Origin of the sequence: Serratia sp. CY83965 (genome assembly GCF_052166375.1) — a bacterium.
Lineage (GTDB): Bacteria > Pseudomonadota > Gammaproteobacteria > Enterobacterales > Enterobacteriaceae > Serratia > Serratia marcescens.
Window position 1 is genome coordinate 1 of record NZ_JBJNOV010000020.1, and the last position, 16,861, is coordinate 16,861.

The 16,861-nt window shown below is 59.3% G+C and carries 15 protein-coding genes and 1 riboswitch; of the genes, 6 read left to right on the top strand and 9 right to left on the bottom strand.

Translation table 11 applies throughout. From position 1 onward, the window contains the following. Window positions 1–152 precede the first annotated feature (152 nt). The gene (gene murI, locus ACJ8PL_RS24465; RefSeq protein ID WP_025921004.1) at window positions 153–1,016 is read right to left on the bottom strand and encodes a glutamate racemase; all 864 of its coding nucleotides are present in this window, start codon (window positions 1,014–1,016) and stop codon (window positions 153–155) included. Beyond that, the gene (gene btuB, locus ACJ8PL_RS24470; RefSeq protein ID WP_016929730.1) at window positions 961–2,832 is read right to left on the bottom strand and encodes a TonB-dependent vitamin B12 receptor BtuB; all 1,872 of its coding nucleotides are present in this window, start codon (window positions 2,830–2,832) and stop codon (window positions 961–963) included. The genes murI and btuB overlap by 56 nt, the downstream gene beginning before the upstream one ends. A 69-nt stretch (window positions 2,833–2,901) precedes the next feature. Further along, a riboswitch (cobalamin riboswitch) is annotated at window positions 2,902–3,114 on the bottom strand. A 122-nt stretch (window positions 3,115–3,236) separates the two neighbouring features. On the opposite strand from btuB, the gene trmA reads away from it, so the two are divergent. Beyond that, entirely contained in the window at window positions 3,237–4,340 is a 1,104-nt protein-coding gene (trmA, locus tag ACJ8PL_RS24475) for a tRNA (uridine(54)-C5)-methyltransferase TrmA (RefSeq protein ID WP_079450591.1), read from the top strand. 33 nt (window positions 4,341–4,373) lie between these two features. Here trmA and ACJ8PL_RS24480 read toward each other — a convergent pair whose 3' ends face one another. Then, window positions 4,374–4,745, bottom strand: coding sequence for a YijD family membrane protein (locus ACJ8PL_RS24480; RefSeq protein WP_016929728.1), 372 nt, complete (start codon window positions 4,743–4,745; stop codon window positions 4,374–4,376). Between the two features lie 15 nt (window positions 4,746–4,760). Then, window positions 4,761–5,393: an HTH-type transcriptional repressor FabR gene (fabR, locus tag ACJ8PL_RS24485; RefSeq protein WP_004931044.1), complete on the bottom strand. Its 633-nt coding sequence runs from the start codon at window positions 5,391–5,393 to the stop codon at window positions 4,761–4,763. Window positions 5,394–5,611: 218 nt separating this feature from the next. On the opposite strand from fabR, the gene sthA reads away from it, so the two are divergent. After that, entirely contained in the window at window positions 5,612–7,009 is a 1,398-nt protein-coding gene (sthA, locus tag ACJ8PL_RS24490; RefSeq protein ID WP_004931047.1) for a Si-specific NAD(P)(+) transhydrogenase, read from the top strand. On the opposite strand, the gene oxyR is transcribed toward sthA, so the two are convergent. After that, window positions 6,992–7,909, bottom strand: a complete 918-nt coding sequence (gene oxyR / locus ACJ8PL_RS24495; RefSeq protein ID WP_015379402.1) for a DNA-binding transcriptional regulator OxyR — start codon at window positions 7,907–7,909, stop codon at window positions 6,992–6,994. The two genes, sthA and oxyR, sit on opposite strands and share 18 nt — an antisense overlap. A gap of 151 nt (window positions 7,910–8,060) precedes the next feature. On the opposite strand from oxyR, the gene ACJ8PL_RS24500 reads away from it, so the two are divergent. From ACJ8PL_RS24500 to ACJ8PL_RS24510, 3 genes are all read left to right on the top strand, one after another. After that, window positions 8,061–8,792 carry a glutathione peroxidase gene (locus ACJ8PL_RS24500; protein WP_015379403.1) on the top strand — a complete coding sequence of 244 codons (732 nt, stop codon included), beginning with the start codon at window positions 8,061–8,063 and terminating at the stop codon, window positions 8,790–8,792. 72 nt (window positions 8,793–8,864) lie between these two features. Continuing rightward, a complete protein-coding gene (locus tag ACJ8PL_RS24505) occupies window positions 8,865–10,313 on the top strand; it encodes a dihydrolipoyl dehydrogenase (protein ID WP_442531443.1) in 1,449 nt (482 codons plus the stop codon). A 185-nt stretch (window positions 10,314–10,498) separates the two neighbouring features. Then, entirely contained in the window at window positions 10,499–10,825 is a 327-nt protein-coding gene (locus tag ACJ8PL_RS24510; protein WP_079450589.1) for a type II toxin-antitoxin system HicB family antitoxin, read from the top strand. 36 nt (window positions 10,826–10,861) lie between these two features. On the opposite strand, the gene argH is transcribed toward ACJ8PL_RS24510, so the two are convergent. From argH to argC, 4 genes are all read right to left on the bottom strand, one after another. Beyond that, window positions 10,862–12,235, bottom strand: coding sequence for an argininosuccinate lyase (gene argH, locus ACJ8PL_RS24515; protein ID WP_016929724.1), 1,374 nt, complete (start codon window positions 12,233–12,235; stop codon window positions 10,862–10,864). Between the two features lie 68 nt (window positions 12,236–12,303). Further along, window positions 12,304–13,524, bottom strand: a complete 1,221-nt coding sequence (locus tag ACJ8PL_RS24520) for an argininosuccinate synthase (protein ID WP_004931061.1) — start codon at window positions 13,522–13,524, stop codon at window positions 12,304–12,306. A gap of 25 nt (window positions 13,525–13,549) precedes the next feature. Next, a complete protein-coding gene (gene argB / locus ACJ8PL_RS24525) occupies window positions 13,550–14,323 on the bottom strand; it encodes an acetylglutamate kinase (protein ID WP_016929723.1) in 774 nt (257 codons plus the stop codon). A gap of 20 nt (window positions 14,324–14,343) precedes the next feature. Next, entirely contained in the window at window positions 14,344–15,348 is a 1,005-nt protein-coding gene (argC, locus tag ACJ8PL_RS24530; protein ID WP_015379409.1) for an N-acetyl-gamma-glutamyl-phosphate reductase, read from the bottom strand. A gap of 216 nt (window positions 15,349–15,564) precedes the next feature. Here argC and argE point away from each other — a divergent pair, with 216 nt between their 5' ends. Then, complete coding sequence (gene argE, locus ACJ8PL_RS24535) at window positions 15,565–16,710, top strand: acetylornithine deacetylase (protein ID WP_015379410.1); 1,146 nt, start codon at window positions 15,565–15,567, stop codon at window positions 16,708–16,710. Window positions 16,711–16,861: the final 151 nt, after the last annotated feature.

A 16,861-nucleotide genomic window follows, 5' to 3' on the forward strand; every position in this document is an offset into this window, starting at 1 on the left:
TCAAGCGTTTATTTCGCTTTCTTCTCGCTGACCCGGCGGCTTGTCAGTCGTTGTTCCCGGTCAGTGGAGGCGCATTATAGGGAGTTCTCGGCAGGCCGCAACCCCTATTTTCAATATTTTTTCCAACCGTTGAATGTTTGACCAAAACACCGTTAAAGCGGCAGTTTTTTCAACGATTTAAAGCCATAGCCCTGCAAAACGGGCAATAAAGCGTCAGTATCTTCATTTAACGCCATGCAATACGCCAGATTCTCTTCCTGGCTCGAGACCAGGTTTTCCTGCGTAGAGATGAGCCAGGCGGTGCGACGGGCAATCGCCGCGCCGGAATCCACCAATCGGGTGCCTTCCGGCAACACCTGCATCAGCTCTTCAGCTAAAAGAGGGAAATGGGTGCAGCCCAGAACGACCGTATCCGGCGGCTCGCGCATGCTCAGCCACGGATGCAGGATCTTCTTCAGCACCGGCAGCGGCACGGCTTCGCCATGCAGCTTGGCTTCCGCCAGCTCCACCAGCTCTGAAGAGCCCAGCAGTTCAATCTTGCAGTCGGTGGCGAAACGGGAAATCAGTTCGTGGGTGTAGCTGCGCTGTACGGTGCCGCGGGTCGCCAACAGGCCGACAATGCCGTTGACGGTAAGACGGGCCGCCGGTTTGATGGCGGGCACCACGCCCACGACAGGGAAACTGAAACGCTCGCGCAAGGCCGGCAAGGAAACGGTGCTGGCGGTGTTGCAGGCAATGACGACAATCGCCAGAGGATGACGCTGCTGCACCGCGCCGACAATCTCCAGCACGCGCTCAACGATAAACTCTTCGGACTTCTCGCCGTAGGGGAACGCCACGTTGTCGAACGCATATATATAGTGGAGATCCGGCAGCAACTGCCGAATCTCCTGATACACCGACAGCCCGCCGACGCCGGAATCGAAAACCAGCACCGTCGGGCGAGGTGTGGCGGTGCTGTTAGAAGGTATAGCTTCCAGTGAGGTAGTATTCTCTTCCTGGAGTAGCGTAGCCATAGGCCGTCTCATAATCTTTATCAAACAGGTTGGCAATTCTACCACGAACTGTCAGATGAGATGTGACCGGATACGAAACTGCGAGATCCCACAGGCTCACGCCGCCAAGTTTAACGCTTTGTTCCGGATAGGTACTGTAATCCTTGTCATAACGTTGACCCAGATATTGATAAGTCACCGCCCAGTCAAAGTCATACAGCTGCCAGTCCAGCTCATATTTCACCTGCTGCTTGGCGCGCCGCAGCAGCACTTCATTGGTCTTGGCGTTGCGAGGATCGACATAGTCATAACCAATCTGATGCGTCAACGGGCCGGTATCAAACGAGGCCGTAGCTTCAATCCCTTTGATGGTCGCCTTACCCACGTTGTAATAGACATAGTTGGTTTCCCCCGTGGAATCGATCAAATTGTCGATGTCGTTGCGATAACCGGAGATGCGCCAGGTCACCGGGCCGGTCAGCCCTTCAAAGCCACCTTCCCACTGCTTGCTTTCTTCCGGTTTCAGATCGGTGTTGTTACCGAAGTTGCCGTATAGCTGGCTCATATTCGGTGCTTTGAACGCCGTGCCATACGACGCGATAAAACGGTATCCCTCGACGAATTCCCAGGCCGCGCTGGTTTGCCAGGTGCCATGCCAGCCAAACTCGGAATGATCGTCACCTCGAACCGCGCCTTCCAGCGTTACCGGGCCAACCAGTTGCTGCGCGGTCAGATAGATGCCTGCATCACGTTGGCTTTTTTCACCCTTCACGGTGGTGGAATCCGGTTTGATTTTCTGTTGCTGCCAGTCGACGCCAGCGCTTACGGTACCCTGTCCAACCTGCAGCGTATTGCCCCACTGCAGGTTGTACTGTTCGGAATCCACCAGGCTGGCCGAGCTGTCATGCATGCCGAGGCGAGGATCGTAATCGTAATCCTTGCTATGGCTGTAGCTGCCAATCACTTGTGTTGCGTAAATGCCTTCTTTATAGCGCAATCCGGTATCCCAGGTTTGGCTATACAGTTTGCGCGTATCCAGCAGAGGGCTGGTCGGTGAGGAATAATAACTATCATACGCCGTGCGGTTGTCGTAACCATACCCGCGCACAAAACCGCTGACCGATTCGCTGAACTGGTGCTCAAGCGCACCATACAGCGACTTACTCATAAAGCCATCGCGATCCTGCTGGCTTTGCATGCCGGTGCTGCCGTAGGCCACCACGTCATACCCTTTGGTGTAGGTGTAGTCACCCGCCACCGTCGCCACGGTGCTGTCGCCCAACGGCTGTTGAGTCGACGCGTCATAGGATTGATAGCCGTTGGAGCCGACGCCGGCTGAGAGCGTAGTACCGTTCTTTTCACGCGTGGTAATGATGTTGACTACGCCGCCGATGGCGTCGGAACCGTATACCGCCGAACGCGGGCCGCGAATGTATTCGACTTTCTGCACCAGAGAAATCGGGATTTGGCTGAGATCGGAAGAGCCGCTGACGCCCGCCTGATTAAGGCGAATGCCGTCAATTAGCACCAGCACGTGGCTGGAGTTGGTGCCGCGAATAAACAGCGAGCTCTTTTGCCCCAACCCGCCGTTTTGGCCAACGTCCACGCCCGGCAAACGGCGCATCACGTCGGTCAGGCTCTTGGCCTGCCAGCGATCGATATCGTTACGGGTGACGACGGAGGTCGGCGCCAATACGGAAGAAACCGGCTGCGGGAAGCGGTTGGCGGTCACCACCAGGTTATCGCCATTCGTGGCTGTGGTGTTGTCTTGCGCCCATCCAGAAAAAGCCGTGACGGAGGAGACCACCGCCAGCAGCGTATTTTTTGTAATTGTCATGAGAAAAGCATCCAAACTTAATTGGCGGATGCCGCAGGATCATGGCCGGTAGTTCGCGACGGCCACGGACATTGCGACGTAACACCGGCAGGTCTTCGGGCTTGGGATTTGCGGGCCGCGGGGCGCGACCGGCAACGGGCGATGACTTCCCATCCTGCAATGGACAGTGTCTGCGTCGAAACGCTATCGCCGTGACTTCCCCTTACCGCTGCGCGTCAGCTCCGGATTCACACCGGATTCCCTTTTCACTCGCTGCTTGAGGCCGGACGGCAATGCTACGATCAATGCAAATAGATGTCTAGACTGCTATTAATGTTACAAATAATAAACGCGACAAAACTGGACTTCACGGGCTGATTCCCTACAATCCCCGCTGATCAAATTTGCCTGACGAGAAGACACACATGACGCCCGAGAATTTGCCTATTGAACGTTACGATGACCAACTGGCGGAGAAAGTCGCCCGCCTGAAGACGTTGATGTCACCGTTCGCGGCGCCCGAGCCGGAAGTGTTCCGCTCGCCAGTCGACCACTACCGCATGCGCGCCGAGTTCCGCATCTGGCACGACGCGGACGACATGTATCACATCATGTTCGATCAGCAGACCAAGCAGCGTATTCGCGTCGATCAATTCCCGGCCGCCAGCGAACTGATCAACCGCCTGATGAGCGCCCTGATCGCCGCGCTGAAACCGGAGCCGATCCTGCGCCACAAGCTGTTTCAGATCGATTATCTGTCGACGCAAAGCGGCAAAATCATCGCCTCGCTGCTGTACCACCGCAAGCTGGATGACGTTTGGCAGCAGCGCGCCGAGCAGCTGCGCGACGAGCTGCGCGCGCAGGGTTTTGACCTGCAGTTGATCGGCCGGGCGTCGAAGACCAAAATCATGCTCGACCAGGATTATGTTGACGAAGTGCTGACGGTCGCCGGCCGCGATATGATCTATCGCCAGGTGGAAAACAGCTTCACTCAACCCAACGCGGCCATGAACGTGCAGATGCTGGAATGGGCGCTGGCGGTCACCGCCGGTTCCAAAGGCGATTTGCTGGAACTGTATTGCGGCAACGGCAACTTCTCGCTGGCGTTGGCGCGCAATTTCGAGCGCGTGCTGGCGACCGAGATCGCCAAGCCGTCGGTGGCGGCGGCGCAGTACAACATCGCCGCCAACCATATCGACAACGTGCAGATCATCCGCATGGCGGCGGAAGACTTCACCCAGGCGATGAACGGAGTACGCGAATTCAACCGGTTGAAAGGCATCGATCTGAGCGGCTACAACTGCGAGACGATTTTCGTTGATCCGCCGCGCAGCGGGCTGGACGCGGAAACGGTGAAGATGGTGCAGGCTTACCCGCGCATTCTGTATATTTCATGCAATCCGGAAACGCTGTGCGCCAACCTGGAAACGCTGCAGGCCACGCACCGGGTCAGCCGTCTGGCGCTGTTCGACCAGTTCCCGTATACCCATCACATGGAATGCGGCGTGTTGCTGGAAAAACACCGCTGATACGACAGGGGCGCCATATGGCGCCCCGTTTCATTACGGCTCTTGAGTCGGCGCATCCAGCGTCTTGCGCGCCTTCAGCTTGACCCCAATCCACAGCACCAGCGCCACACACACTACCGACGGCAGGAAGTTGGAACCGATCTGCGGGTATTCGGCGCGCACGATGGCGCTGTACATCAGCAGCCCCAGCAGGAAGCAGGCCGCCGCCAGCTTCGGCATGCCGTCGGGCATGGCGCGGTTCAGGTAACGCTGATGCAGGCAGTACACCGCCAGCACCAACGCAATCAGCGGGAAGATCGAAAACGGCACCACCGAGCTGAACAGCGCGGCAAAGGAACCGTTGATCGAAAGGCCGGCAATCAACGCCAGCAGTAAGGTGCCATTTTCACGGCCTGGTTTTTCCATCATTGTTTACCTTTTTTATACGTGGGACACAGAAGCTTTTTCTTGTTCGCGACGATACCAGTAATACGCCCCTTTGGAGATCATACGCAATTGCAGCACCAGCCGCTCTTCCAGCTGCTGCCGCTGCTCGACGTCGATATCCAGCGCTTCCGCGCCGGCGCTGAACACGATGGTGACCATCGCCTCCGCCTGCGCTTCGGTAAAGCTGCGCGGCATATGGTTTTCCAACTCGAGGTAGTCCGCCAGTTCGGCGATGAAATGCTGGATCTCGCGCGCCACCGCCGCACGAAATGCCGCCGACGTGCCGGAGCGCTCGCGCAGCAGCAGGCGGAAGGCGTTCGGGTTGTTGCCGATAAATTCCATAAAGGTGGACACCGAGGTGCGGATCACGCTGCCGCCCTTGGCGATGCGTTGGCGCGCCTGGCGCATCAACTGACGCAGCATCAGGCCGCTTTCGTCCACCATGGTCAGCCCCAGCTCATCCACGTCGCGGAAATGGCGGTAAAACGACGTGGGCGCGATGCCCGCCTCGCGTGAAACTTCCCGCAGGCTCAGGCTGGCGAAACTGCGTTCGGCGCTCAGCTGGCTGAATGCGGCTTCGATCAGGGAACGACGAGTCCGTTCTTTTTGTTGTGCTCTGACGCCCATATGCATATCCGGATAGGTTCCATTCTCTCAGTCTAACGCCCTAGACTCGGCAATATAGCAAATTTTATTGCAACAGCATTTATACTAACGCGCTCTATCACACTTCCGCCCTGAGCCGATTGTGCTTTGACTCAAAAAGCCTAATGGTGATTGGGTGAGCAGCGCTATGATGTTAAGATACCGTTGTAATCTTGTATAAAAAAACAGGTCTCTCCTACATGCAACAGCACTATCAATTTGATGCCATTGTGATTGGCTCGGGCCCTGGTGGTGAAGGTGCCGCCATGGGGCTGGTGAAACAGGGCGCCCGCGTGGCCGTTATCGAACGGTACAACAACGTAGGCGGCGGATGTACCCACTGGGGCACCATCCCTTCCAAAGCCCTCCGCCACGCCGTCAGCCGCATTATCGAATTCAACCAGAACCCGCTTTACAACAACTCGCGCACGCTCAGCGCGACCTTCCCTGACATTTTACGCCACGCCGATAACGTCATCAGCCAGCAGACCCGCATGCGCCAAGGGTTTTATGAGCGGAACCAGTGCAAACTGTTCGCCGGCGACGCACGCTTCATCGACGCCAACACCGTCAGCGTCAGCTACATGGACGGCACCCAGGACACCATCCGCGCCGACCACATCGTGATCGCCTGCGGCTCGCGCCCTTACCATCCGGCCAGCGTCGATTTCAATCACCCGCGCATCTACGACAGCGACTCCATTCTCGAGCTGAGCCATGAACCGCGCCACGTGATCATTTACGGCGCCGGGGTGATCGGCTGTGAATATGCGTCTATCTTCCGCGGTCTGAACGTCAAGGTGGATCTGATCAACACCCGCGATCGCCTGCTGGCGTTCCTCGATCAAGAGATGTCGGATTCGCTCTCTTATCACTTCTGGAACAACGGCGTGGTGATCCGCCACAACGAAGAATTCGAGAAGATCGAAGGCACCGAAGACGGCGTGATCGTGCACCTGAAGTCCGGCAAGAAGGTGAAAGCGGACTGCCTGCTGTACGCCAACGGCCGTACCGGCAACACCGATTCGCTGGGGTTGGAGAACGTCGGCCTGGAGTCGGACAGCCGCGGGCTGCTGAAAGTGAACAGCATGTATCAAACCGCGCTGTCGCACATTTATGCGGTCGGTGACGTGATCGGCTATCCGAGCCTGGCTTCCGCCGCCTACGATCAGGGCCGCATCGCCGCGCAAGCGATCGCCTCCGGCGAAGCCAGCGGTCACTTAATCGAAGATATCCCGACCGGCATCTACACCATTCCGGAAATCAGCTCCGTCGGCAAAACCGAGCAGGAACTGACGGCGATGAAAGTGCCGTATGAAGTGGGCCGCGCCCAGTTCAAGCATCTGGCGCGCGCGCAGATCGCCGGGATGAACGTCGGCAGTCTGAAGATCCTGTTCCATCGCGACACCCTGCAGATCCTCGGGATCCACTGCTTCGGCGAGCGTGCGGCGGAGATCATCCACATCGGTCAGGCGATCATGGAACAGAAAGGTGAAGGCAATACTATCGAGTATTTCGTTAATACGACCTTCAACTATCCGACCATGGCCGAAGCCTACCGGGTGGCGGCGCTTAACGGCTTAAACCGCCTGTTTTAACGCGCTGTCGATGTAGCCCTGCATGTGTTCGCGGATCGCCTCGGCCAACTGCTCATAACGGCTGCGCAGTGGGGAACCGGGGCGATATACCAACGCGATGGTGCGCTTCGGTTCCGGCTTGTAGCAATCCAGATAGCACACGCCGTCGCGTTCGCGCTGCGGCGGCACCGCCAGTGACGGCAGCAGGGTAATGCCGCTGCCGGCAGCGACCATATTGCGCAACGTTTCCAGACTGGTGGCGCGGAAGTGAGTATCTTCGTCCGCGCCCGCCTGGAAGCAGAAGCCCATCGCCTGATCGCGCAGGCAGTGGCCATCTTCCAGCATCAGCAGCTTCTCTCCCGCCAAATCCGGCATCGCCACGCGCTCGCGCTGCGCCCACGGGTGATCGGAATACACCGCCAGCTTCATCGGTTCATCGAACAGAGGCACTTCGATAAACGCCTCGGTTTCCTTCACCAACGCCAGAATGGCGCAGTCCAGTTTGCCGCTGTCGAGTTGCGCCAGCAGTTGGTGGGTTTGCGCTTCGTGCAGGTACATTTCCAGTTTCGGGAAGGTTTTGTGCAGTGTCGGTATGATCTGCGGCAGCAGATAAGGCCCCACGGTCGGGATCAGGCCGATGTGCAGCGGCCCGGACATGGCTTCGCCCTGCTGGCTGGCCATCTCCTTCAACACTTTCACTTCGCGCAGCACGGTACGCGCCTGCTCCACCAGCAACAGACCCGCCTGGGTGAACAGCACCTTGCGGCTGGTGCGCTCGAGCAGCATGACGCCCAACTCGTCTTCCAGCTTGCGGATCTGCCCGCTCAGCGTGGGTTGGCTTACATGGCATGAATCGGCCGCGCGGCGGAAGTGCCGGTGCTCGGCCAAGGCGACCAGATACTCTAAATCACGAATATTCATTGTTTCCCTCCATTCCATGATAGCTCATGGCGATAGATAAGATAGCAATGAGCGATTAGATCTATCAAGCCCCAGCGACAATAATGTGTTCCAACGAAGCGATATCGCGCTAAATGCTAAAAATTACTTTTCCTAATTAAGGGGTTAATCAATGTTTACCAGTCAAGAAGGCAAGAAAGTTCCTCAGGTTACTTTCCACACCCGTCAGGGCGACCAATGGATTGATGTGACCACTGATGACCTGTTCAAAAACAAAACCGTCATTGTTTTCTCGCTGCCGGGCGCGTTCACGCCGACCTGTTCTTCGAGCCACCTGCCGCGCTACAACGAACTGTCCAGCGTATTCAAGCAGCACGGCGTCGACAGCATTCTTTGCGTCTCCGTGAACGACACCTTCGTCATGAACGCCTGGAAAGCTGACCAACATGCGGAAAACATCACCTTCGTACCGGACGGCAACGGTGAATTCACCAAAGGCATGAACATGCTGGTCGAGAAAGCGGATCTGGGCTTTGGCCCTCGCTCATGGCGCTACTCGATGCTGGTACGCAACGGCGTGGTCGAGAAAATGTTTGTCGAGCCGAACAAGCCGGGCGACCCGTTTGAAGTGTCCGACGCCGACACTATGCTGAAATACCTGGCGCCGGAATTCAAAGTGCAGGAATCGGTCTCTCTGTTCACCAAACCGGGCTGCCCATTCTGCGCCAAAGCCAAGCAGATGCTGCAAGAGCGTGGCATTCAGTATGAAGAGATCGTGCTGGGCAAAGACGCCACCACCGTCAGCCTGCGCGCCGTCAGCGGCCGCGCCACGGTGCCGCAGGTCTTCATCGGCGGTCGTCACATCGGCGGCAGCGACGATCTGGAAACCTTCCTGTCAGCTTAATAAGTAATAACAAAGCCAACGTGAACTTTGGCGGGCTACGGCCCGCCCTTTTTTTACCTTTCAGGAGCGGATATGAAACTGTTGAACGTTGATGTCGCGGTCATTGGCGGCGGCACCGCAGGGCTCGGCGCCTACCGCGCGGCTAAACTGTCTACCCCCAGCGTGGTGATGATTGAAGGCGGGCCTTACGGCACCACCTGTGCGCGCGTCGGCTGCATGCCATCCAAATTATTGATCGCCGCCGCCGAAGCGGTGCATCAAATCGAACGTGCACCGGGCTTTGGCGTGCACCCAACCGGCAAAACGCGTATCGACGGACGCGAGGTGATGGCGCGCGTCAAACGCGAACGCGACCGTTTCGTCGGCTTCGTGCTGGAAGGCGTGGACGAGATCCCGGCCGCCGACAAAATTCAGGGCTATGCCCGCTTTATCGACGACAACACGCTGCAGGTCGATGACCATACGCGCATCGTGGCGCAGCGTATCGTGATCGCCACTGGTTCCCACCCCAGCTGGCCGGCGCCGTGGAACGAACTGGGCGATCGTCTGATCGTCAACGACGACGTGTTCAACTGGGATGACTTGCCGCAATCCGTAGCGGTATTCGGCCCCGGCGTGATCGGGCTGGAGCTGGGGCAAGCGCTGCACCGCCTCGGCGTCGATACCAAGGTATTCGGCATCGGCGGCGCCGTCGGGCCGCTGACCGACAGCGCCGTGCGCGATTACGCCGCCAAAGCGCTGGGGGAAGAGTTCTACCTCGACGCCGACGTGAAGGTAGAGATGATGCAGCGCGAAGGCAACCGCGTATTTATCCGCTATCAGGATCTGCAGGGCCAACCGCAGGAGATCCTGGTGGACTACGTGCTGGCCGCCACCGGCCGCCGCCCCAACGTCGATCGGTTAGGCCTCGAAAATACCGGCTTGCAGCTCGACGCCCGAGGCGTGCCGCTGGCCGACCGCCTGACGATGCAAACCAGCGTGCCGCATATCTTCATTGCCGGCGACGCCAGCAACCAGCTGCCGCTGCTGCACGAGGCCAGCGATCAGGCGCGCATCGCCGGCGCCAACGCCGGCAGCTTCCCGGAGATCAATCCGGGTCTGCGCCGCAGCGCGATTTCGGTGGTGTTCTCCGATCCGCAGATCGCCATGGTCGGCTCAACCTTCCGCGAGCTGAGCGAGAAGTTCAGCGCCTGCGGCTGCTTTGAAGTGGGCAACGTCTCGTTTGAGAATCAGGGCCGCTCGCGGGTGATGCTGCGCAACAAAGGCATTCTGCACGTCTACGGCGAGCAAGGCACCGGCCGTTTCCTCGGCGCGGAAATGATCGGCCCGGACGCCGAACACATCGCGCACCTGCTGGCCTGGGCGCACCAGCAGCAGATGACCGTCGACCAGATGCTGGACATGCCGTTCTATCATCCGGTGATCGAAGAAGGCTTGCGCACTGCGCTGCGCGACCTGCAGGCGAAGCTCAAACTCGGCACGGCCGAAATCGAGCGCTGTCAGCGCTGTCCGGGCGAATAACGCCCCTTATCCGTTCACACCTACCGGGCCTTCAGGCCCGGTTTTTTTTTTTGCGCAGCACTTTCCACAATTTCCTCCCTCCTCTTGCCTCGCGGCCCTCCTGCGCTCATTTTTTATGCGTCGACATTGAAATGATACCAATAGTGACACTAAAATGAAGAAAGGAGCCAAAATGGAGGAAGAACATGGAAAAGCATGAACACTATACCTATCGCATCACCTGGTCAGCGCAAGACCGTGAATATGTCGGGCTGTGCGCCGAATTCCCCTCGTTGTCCTGGCTGGCCGCCACGCGTACCGGCGCATTGGAGGGTATCGAGAAAGTGGTGAGCGAAACGATCGCCGACATACTGGCGCAAGGCGAAACGCCGCCGCAGGCGTTGGCGGAGAAAAATTTCAGCGGCAAACTGGTGCTGCGCATGACGCCGGAACAGCATCGCCGGCTGGCGATCGGCGCGATGGAGGAAGGCGTGAGCCTGAACCGTTATCTGTGCGCACGCCTGGCGGGGTAAAGGTTCAAGGGCGGCGCAGGGCCGCCCTTGTCGTCGTCAAGCCAAACGCTGTTTCGCTGCGGCGATTGCCGCCGCGACCTGCTGCGGCGCGACGCCGCCTTTGGCCGCACGCTTGTCCAGGCAGGATTGCAACGCCAGGATCGGATAGACGTCGTCGCCGATCGTCGCGCTGAACTGCTGCAAATCCGCCAGCGGCAGCGCTTCCAGCGGTTTGCCTTGGCGAATCGCTTCTACCACCGCCTCACCGACGATATGGTGCGCTTCGCGGAACGGCACGCCTTTGGCGACCAGGTAGTCCGCCAGCTCGGTGGCATTCGCATAACCCTGCTCCGCCGCTTCCCGGCAGCGCGGGCGCTTCACCTGAATGCCGTCCAGCACCAGCGCCGCCATCTGCAGGCAGTCCATCCAGGTGTCGAGCGCGTCGAACAGCCCTTCTTTGTCTTCCTGCATGTCTTTGTTGTACGCCAGCGGCAGGCCTTTCAGCGTCATCATCATGCCGGTCAGCGCGCCCTGTACGCGGCCGCACTTGCCGCGGATCAGCTCCAGCGCGTCCGGGTTTTTCTTCTGCGGCATCAGCGAAGAGCCGGAGGTCACGCGGTCAGACAGCTCGACAAACGCCGCCTCGCCGCTGTTGAAGAAGATCAGATCTTCGGCGAAGCGCGACAGGTGAACCATGCTGATGGCGGCGTTGGACAGCAGCTCCAGCACGTGATCGCGATCGGAGACGCTGTCCAGGCTGTTGCGGGTCGCCGAGGCGAAGCCCAGCCAGCCGGCCAGCTGCTCGCGATCGATAGGATACGCGGTGCCGGCCAGCGCGCCGCTGCCCAGCGGGCTGACGTCCAGCCGTTTCAGGGTATCCTGCAGGCGGCTTTCATCGCGCGCCAGCATCTCGACATAGGCCAGGCACCAGTGCGCGAAAGTCACCGGCTGCGCGCGTTGCAGGTGCGTATACCCCGGCATCACCGCATCCTGGTTGGCTTCGGCGGTCTCCACCAGCGCCTGCTGCAGTTGGACGATCGCCTGATGCAGATCGCCGATCTGCTGTTTGCACCACAGCTTCAGATCGGTCGCGACCTGATCGTTGCGGCTGCGGCCGGTGTGCAGCTTCTTGCCCAAGTCGCCGACCTTCTCGATCAGCTTCTGCTCTACCCAGCTGTGGATGTCTTCCGCATCGCTTTGGACGATCGCCAAAGGATCGGCCTGGACTTCCTTCAGTAGCGCATTCAGCGCCTGCTCCAGCTGCTGTTGCTCCGCTGCGGTCAACACGTTAACGGTCACCAGCGCCTTCGACCAGGCCACCGAGCCCACGATATCCTGCTCCGCCAGGCGATAATCGAACCGCAGCGAATCATTGAGTTGTTTGAACCGCTGATCCGCCGCCTGAGTGAACCGTCCGCCCCAAAGTGCCATATCTTACTCCTGAATTTTTATGCGAAAGGGCGCAGCATGCTGCGCCCTTGCAGAGTCACGCCAATCGATTATTTATTCTTTTTCTCGTTCAACGCGCGAATGCGTGAAGACAAAGAGAACAGACGGATAAAGCCGCCCGCGTGGCTGTGATCGTAAACTTCGTCTTCGCCGAAGGTGGCGAACTCTTCGGAGTACAGGCTGTTGGCGGATTTTTTCTGGGTCGCCGTCACCTGGCCTTTGTACAGCTGCAGCACCACTTCACCGTTCACCTCTTCAGCCAATGCTTCGGCAGAGGCCTGCAGCGAACGGCGCAGCGGCGCGAACCAACGGCCGTCGTACACCACATAGGACATCTCCAGGCCCAGCTGCTCGCGCCATTTGAAGCTGTCGCGATCCAGCACCAGCTGCTCGATGGCGCGCAGCGCCGCCACCATGATGGTGCCCCCCGGGGTCTCATAGCAGCCGCGGGATTTGATGCCCACCAGACGGTTTTCCACGATGTCGATCCGGCCGACGCCGTGCTTGGCGCCCAGCGCGTTCAGGGTTTCCAGGCACTGGTACGGCGACAGCGCTTTACCGTTAACCGCCACGACGCGGCCTTTCTCGACGGTAACGGTCACCTGCTCAGGCTGGTCCGGCGCTTCCTGCGGATCGACGGTCCATACCCAGCAATCCTTATTTGGCGCGTTCCACGGGCTTTCCAGCACGCCGCCTTCGGTGGAGATGTGCCAGGCGTTCTCATCGCGGCTGTAGATTTTCTCCAGCGATGCGGTGGTCGGGATATTGCGCTCTTTCAGGTAATCCAGCAGCGCTTCACGGGAACGCAGGTTCCACTCACGCCACGGCGCCACCACTTTCAACTGCGGCGCCAGCGCGGTGTAGGTGGTTTCGAAACGCACCTGATCGTTGCCTTTACCGGTTGCGCCGTGGCACAGCGCGTCGGCGCCCACTTTCAACGCCAGCTCGACCTGCGCCTTGGCGATGATCGGCCGCGCCATCGAGGTGCCCAGCAGGTAGCTGCCCTCGTACAGGGCGCCGGTCTGCAGCACCGGATAAACGTAATCGCGGATAAATTCTTCACGCAGATCGACCACGTGGCATTCAGAGGCACCGGACTGCAGGGCTTTTTGCTCCACGCCTTCCAGATCGCTGCGCTCCTGGCCGATGTCCGCCACGAACGCCACCACTTCACAGCCGCCGTAGTTCTCTTTCAGCCATGGAATGATGGCCGAGGTATCCAGGCCGCCGGAGTACGCCAGAACGATTTTTTTGATGCCTTGGTTTTGCATGATCTATTCCTTTCTAATTCTAAAATTAAGCGAGGATCCGGGTGCCAATCGACACGCCGTTAAACAAAGCAGGAAGCTGATCGGCATGGCGCCAGCTGGCGATATCCACCGGGCGGCCGAGGGTGCGGGCGGCGTCGAGCGCCGCATTCACCTTCACCACCATACCATCGGTGATGATGCCTTGCGCGATCAGTTGTTCCGCTTTTTGTGCCGTCATTTCCGCAATGCGTTGCCCCTTGCCGTCGAGGATGCCGCTGACGTCCGACAGCAGGATCAGATCCGCCCCCAGCGTCGCCGCCAGCGCCGTCGCCGCCTGATCGGCGTTCACGTTCATTAACTGCCCTTCGGCGGTGATGCCGATGGAGCTGATAACCGGCAGGTAGCCGGCGCCCAGCAGGGTATTGAGCAGCGCGGGCGAGCCGGGCTGCGCGTTGCCGACGTGGCCCAATGCCGGATCGAGCGGGGTCACGACCGCGCTGCCGCCGTCCGCCAGGCTCAGGCCGACGGCGTTGATTTGGTGTTTAATCGCCCACGCCAGCAGCGTTTTGTTGGCGGTGCCGGCCAGCGCGCCGGTGATGATGTCGATCTGATCGGCCGGCGTGACCCGCAGGCCGTTCTTTTTCACCACCGGCAAAGCGAGCTGCTTCATCAGTTCGTCCACCACGCAGCCGCCGCCGTGGACGATCACCAACGGGCGCTGGTGCTGCTGCCGATAGCTGTCCAATGCGGTAAACAGACGCTCCAGCGCTTCTTCACTGTCTAATAACACGCCACCTAACTTGATAATTAACGGGTTCATTGCTGTTTACTCACGCTGGTTTAAAGGAGTGATTGGGTTTCCGGGAAGCCGAAACGGATATTCAGGCATTGCACCGCCTGCGCCGCCGCGCCTTTCAGCAGGTTGTCTTCCGCCGCCACGGCGATCAGATGCTCGCCCTGCACCGCAAAGCCGATGTCGCAGAACGGCAGCCCCACCACCGCTTTCAGCGCCGGCACGCCCTGGTCGTACAACCGCACCAGCGGCTTGTCGTCATACGCGGCGTGATAGGCGGCGGCCACGTCCTGCGCGGTCACGCCGGCTTTCAGGCGGCAGGTGATGGTTTCAAGGATGCCGCGTGGGAAGTTGCCCAGATGCGGGGTAAAGATAACCGGCACGCCCAGGTGCGCGGCGATCTCCGGCTGGTGCCGGTGAGTGAAAATGCCGTACGGCTGCAGGCTCACTTCGCAGAAACTGGTGGTCATGCTGGCCTTGCGCCCGGCGCCGCTGACGCCGCTGGTGGCGTTGATCACCGGCCACTGATCCAGATTCAGCAACTGTTTTTCGATTAACGGTTTCAGCGCCAGCTGCGCCGCCGTCGGGTAACAGCCCGGCACGGCGATCAGCTGCGCCTGTTTGATCTTGTCGCTCTGCCACTCCGCCAGGCCGTACACCGCCTGCTCCAGCAGGGCGCCATGCTGATGTTCGAAACCGTAATACTGGCTATAGAAACCGGCATCCTGCACGCGGAAGGCGCCGGACAGATCGAACACCACGCAGCCTGCCGCCAGGAAGGCCGGGGCGATATCGTGGCTGACTTCATGAGCGGTGGCGAGGAACACCACGTCGATGCCCTGCGCCGCCTTGGCGACGTCGGTCAACGGCTGCAGCGGCAGATCGACGATGCCTTTCAACTGGGGATGGAGATCGGAAAGCAACTTTCCTGCATCTGCACTTTGCGCTGAAACCGCTAAAGCGGTTATGTTCATGTGTGGGTGGCGATTCAGGTAAGCCGTGAGCTCCGCTCCGGCGTAACCGCTGGCACCAACGATCAGCGTATTCAACATGTGGCCTTTCACCTTCTAAACTGACGTGCGGTCGCTTGCGACCCAGGTAACAGGGCTAGCCAGCGTTGTTGCGCCGTTCACCCACGGAGCCAGGCGTTGATGCTTTTATAAACATCCGGGTATCGGGTTCCCTTACGCTTCGGCTTACTGTATTTTTATTCAAAATAAATGCATGAATATTGATACTATCCTAACCAAAGGCTGTCAACAGTGAAGATGAAATTACCTCCATTTATTGAGCTGTACCGGGCGTTGATCGCCACTCCGTCGATCAGCGCCACCGATGCCGGCCTCGATCAGAGCAATGAGGCGTTAATCAACTTGCTGGCCGGATGGTTTGCCGACCTGGGCTTTCGCGTCGACGTACAGCCGGTGCCGGAATCGCGCCACAAATTCAACCTGCTGGCCAGCATCGGCGAAGGCAGCGGCGGCCTGCTGCTGGCCGGCCACACCGATACGGTGCCTTACGACGAAGGCCGCTGGACGCGCGATCCCTTCACCCTGACCGAGCACGACAACAAGCTCTACGGGCTGGGCACCGCCGACATGAAAGGCTTCTTCGCCTTTATTCTGGACGCGGTGCGCGACATCGACGCGAGCAAACTGACCAAGCCGCTGTACATTCTGGCGACCGCAGATGAAGAAACGACGATGGCCGGCGCACGTTATTTCGCCGCCTCCACCGCCATTCGGCCGGATTTCGCCATCATCGGCGAACCGACCTCGCTGCAGCCGGTGCGCGCGCACAAGGGCCACATGGCCAACGCCATTCGCATCGTCGGCCAGTCCGGCCACTCCAGCGATCCGGCGCGCGGCGTCAACGCCATCGATCTGATGCACGAATCCATCGGCCGCCTGATGGAGCTGCGCAAAACCCTGCAGGAGCGCTACAACAACCCGGCGTTCGCCGTGCCTTATCCCACCATGAACTTCGGCCATATCAGCGGCGGCGACGCGGCCAACCGCATCTGCGCCTGCTGCGAGCTGCACCTGGACATCCGCCCGCTGCCCGGCATGACGCTCGACAACATTAACGAACTGATGCATCAGGCGCTGGAGCCGGTGAGCCAACGCTGGCCGGGCCGCCTGACCATCGAAGAGCTGCATGCGTCGGTGCCGGGCTACGAGTGCCCGACCGACCACCGCATGGTGGCGGTGATCGAGGAGCTGCTGGGCACCCGCACGCAGGTGGTCAACTACTGCACCGAAGCGCCGTTCGTGCAGCAGGTCTGCCCGACCCTGGTGCTCGGCCCCGGTTCCATCGATCAGGCCCACCAGCCGGACGAGTACATCGACACCGCGTTTATCGAACCGACGCGCAAACTGCTGGGCCAACTGGTCAATCACTTTTGCCGGCAATAAACCCGACATTTAGCAGGGGAAATGCTTTATGCTTTCCCCTAACTCAAAATAAGTAGAAAACGGCGAAATAAGCCGTGCTGATAACCGACGCGCCGTAATTAAATTTCAGAAAATGCGCCGATTTTGATGTTTTTTTGCTAAAAATAGTGTC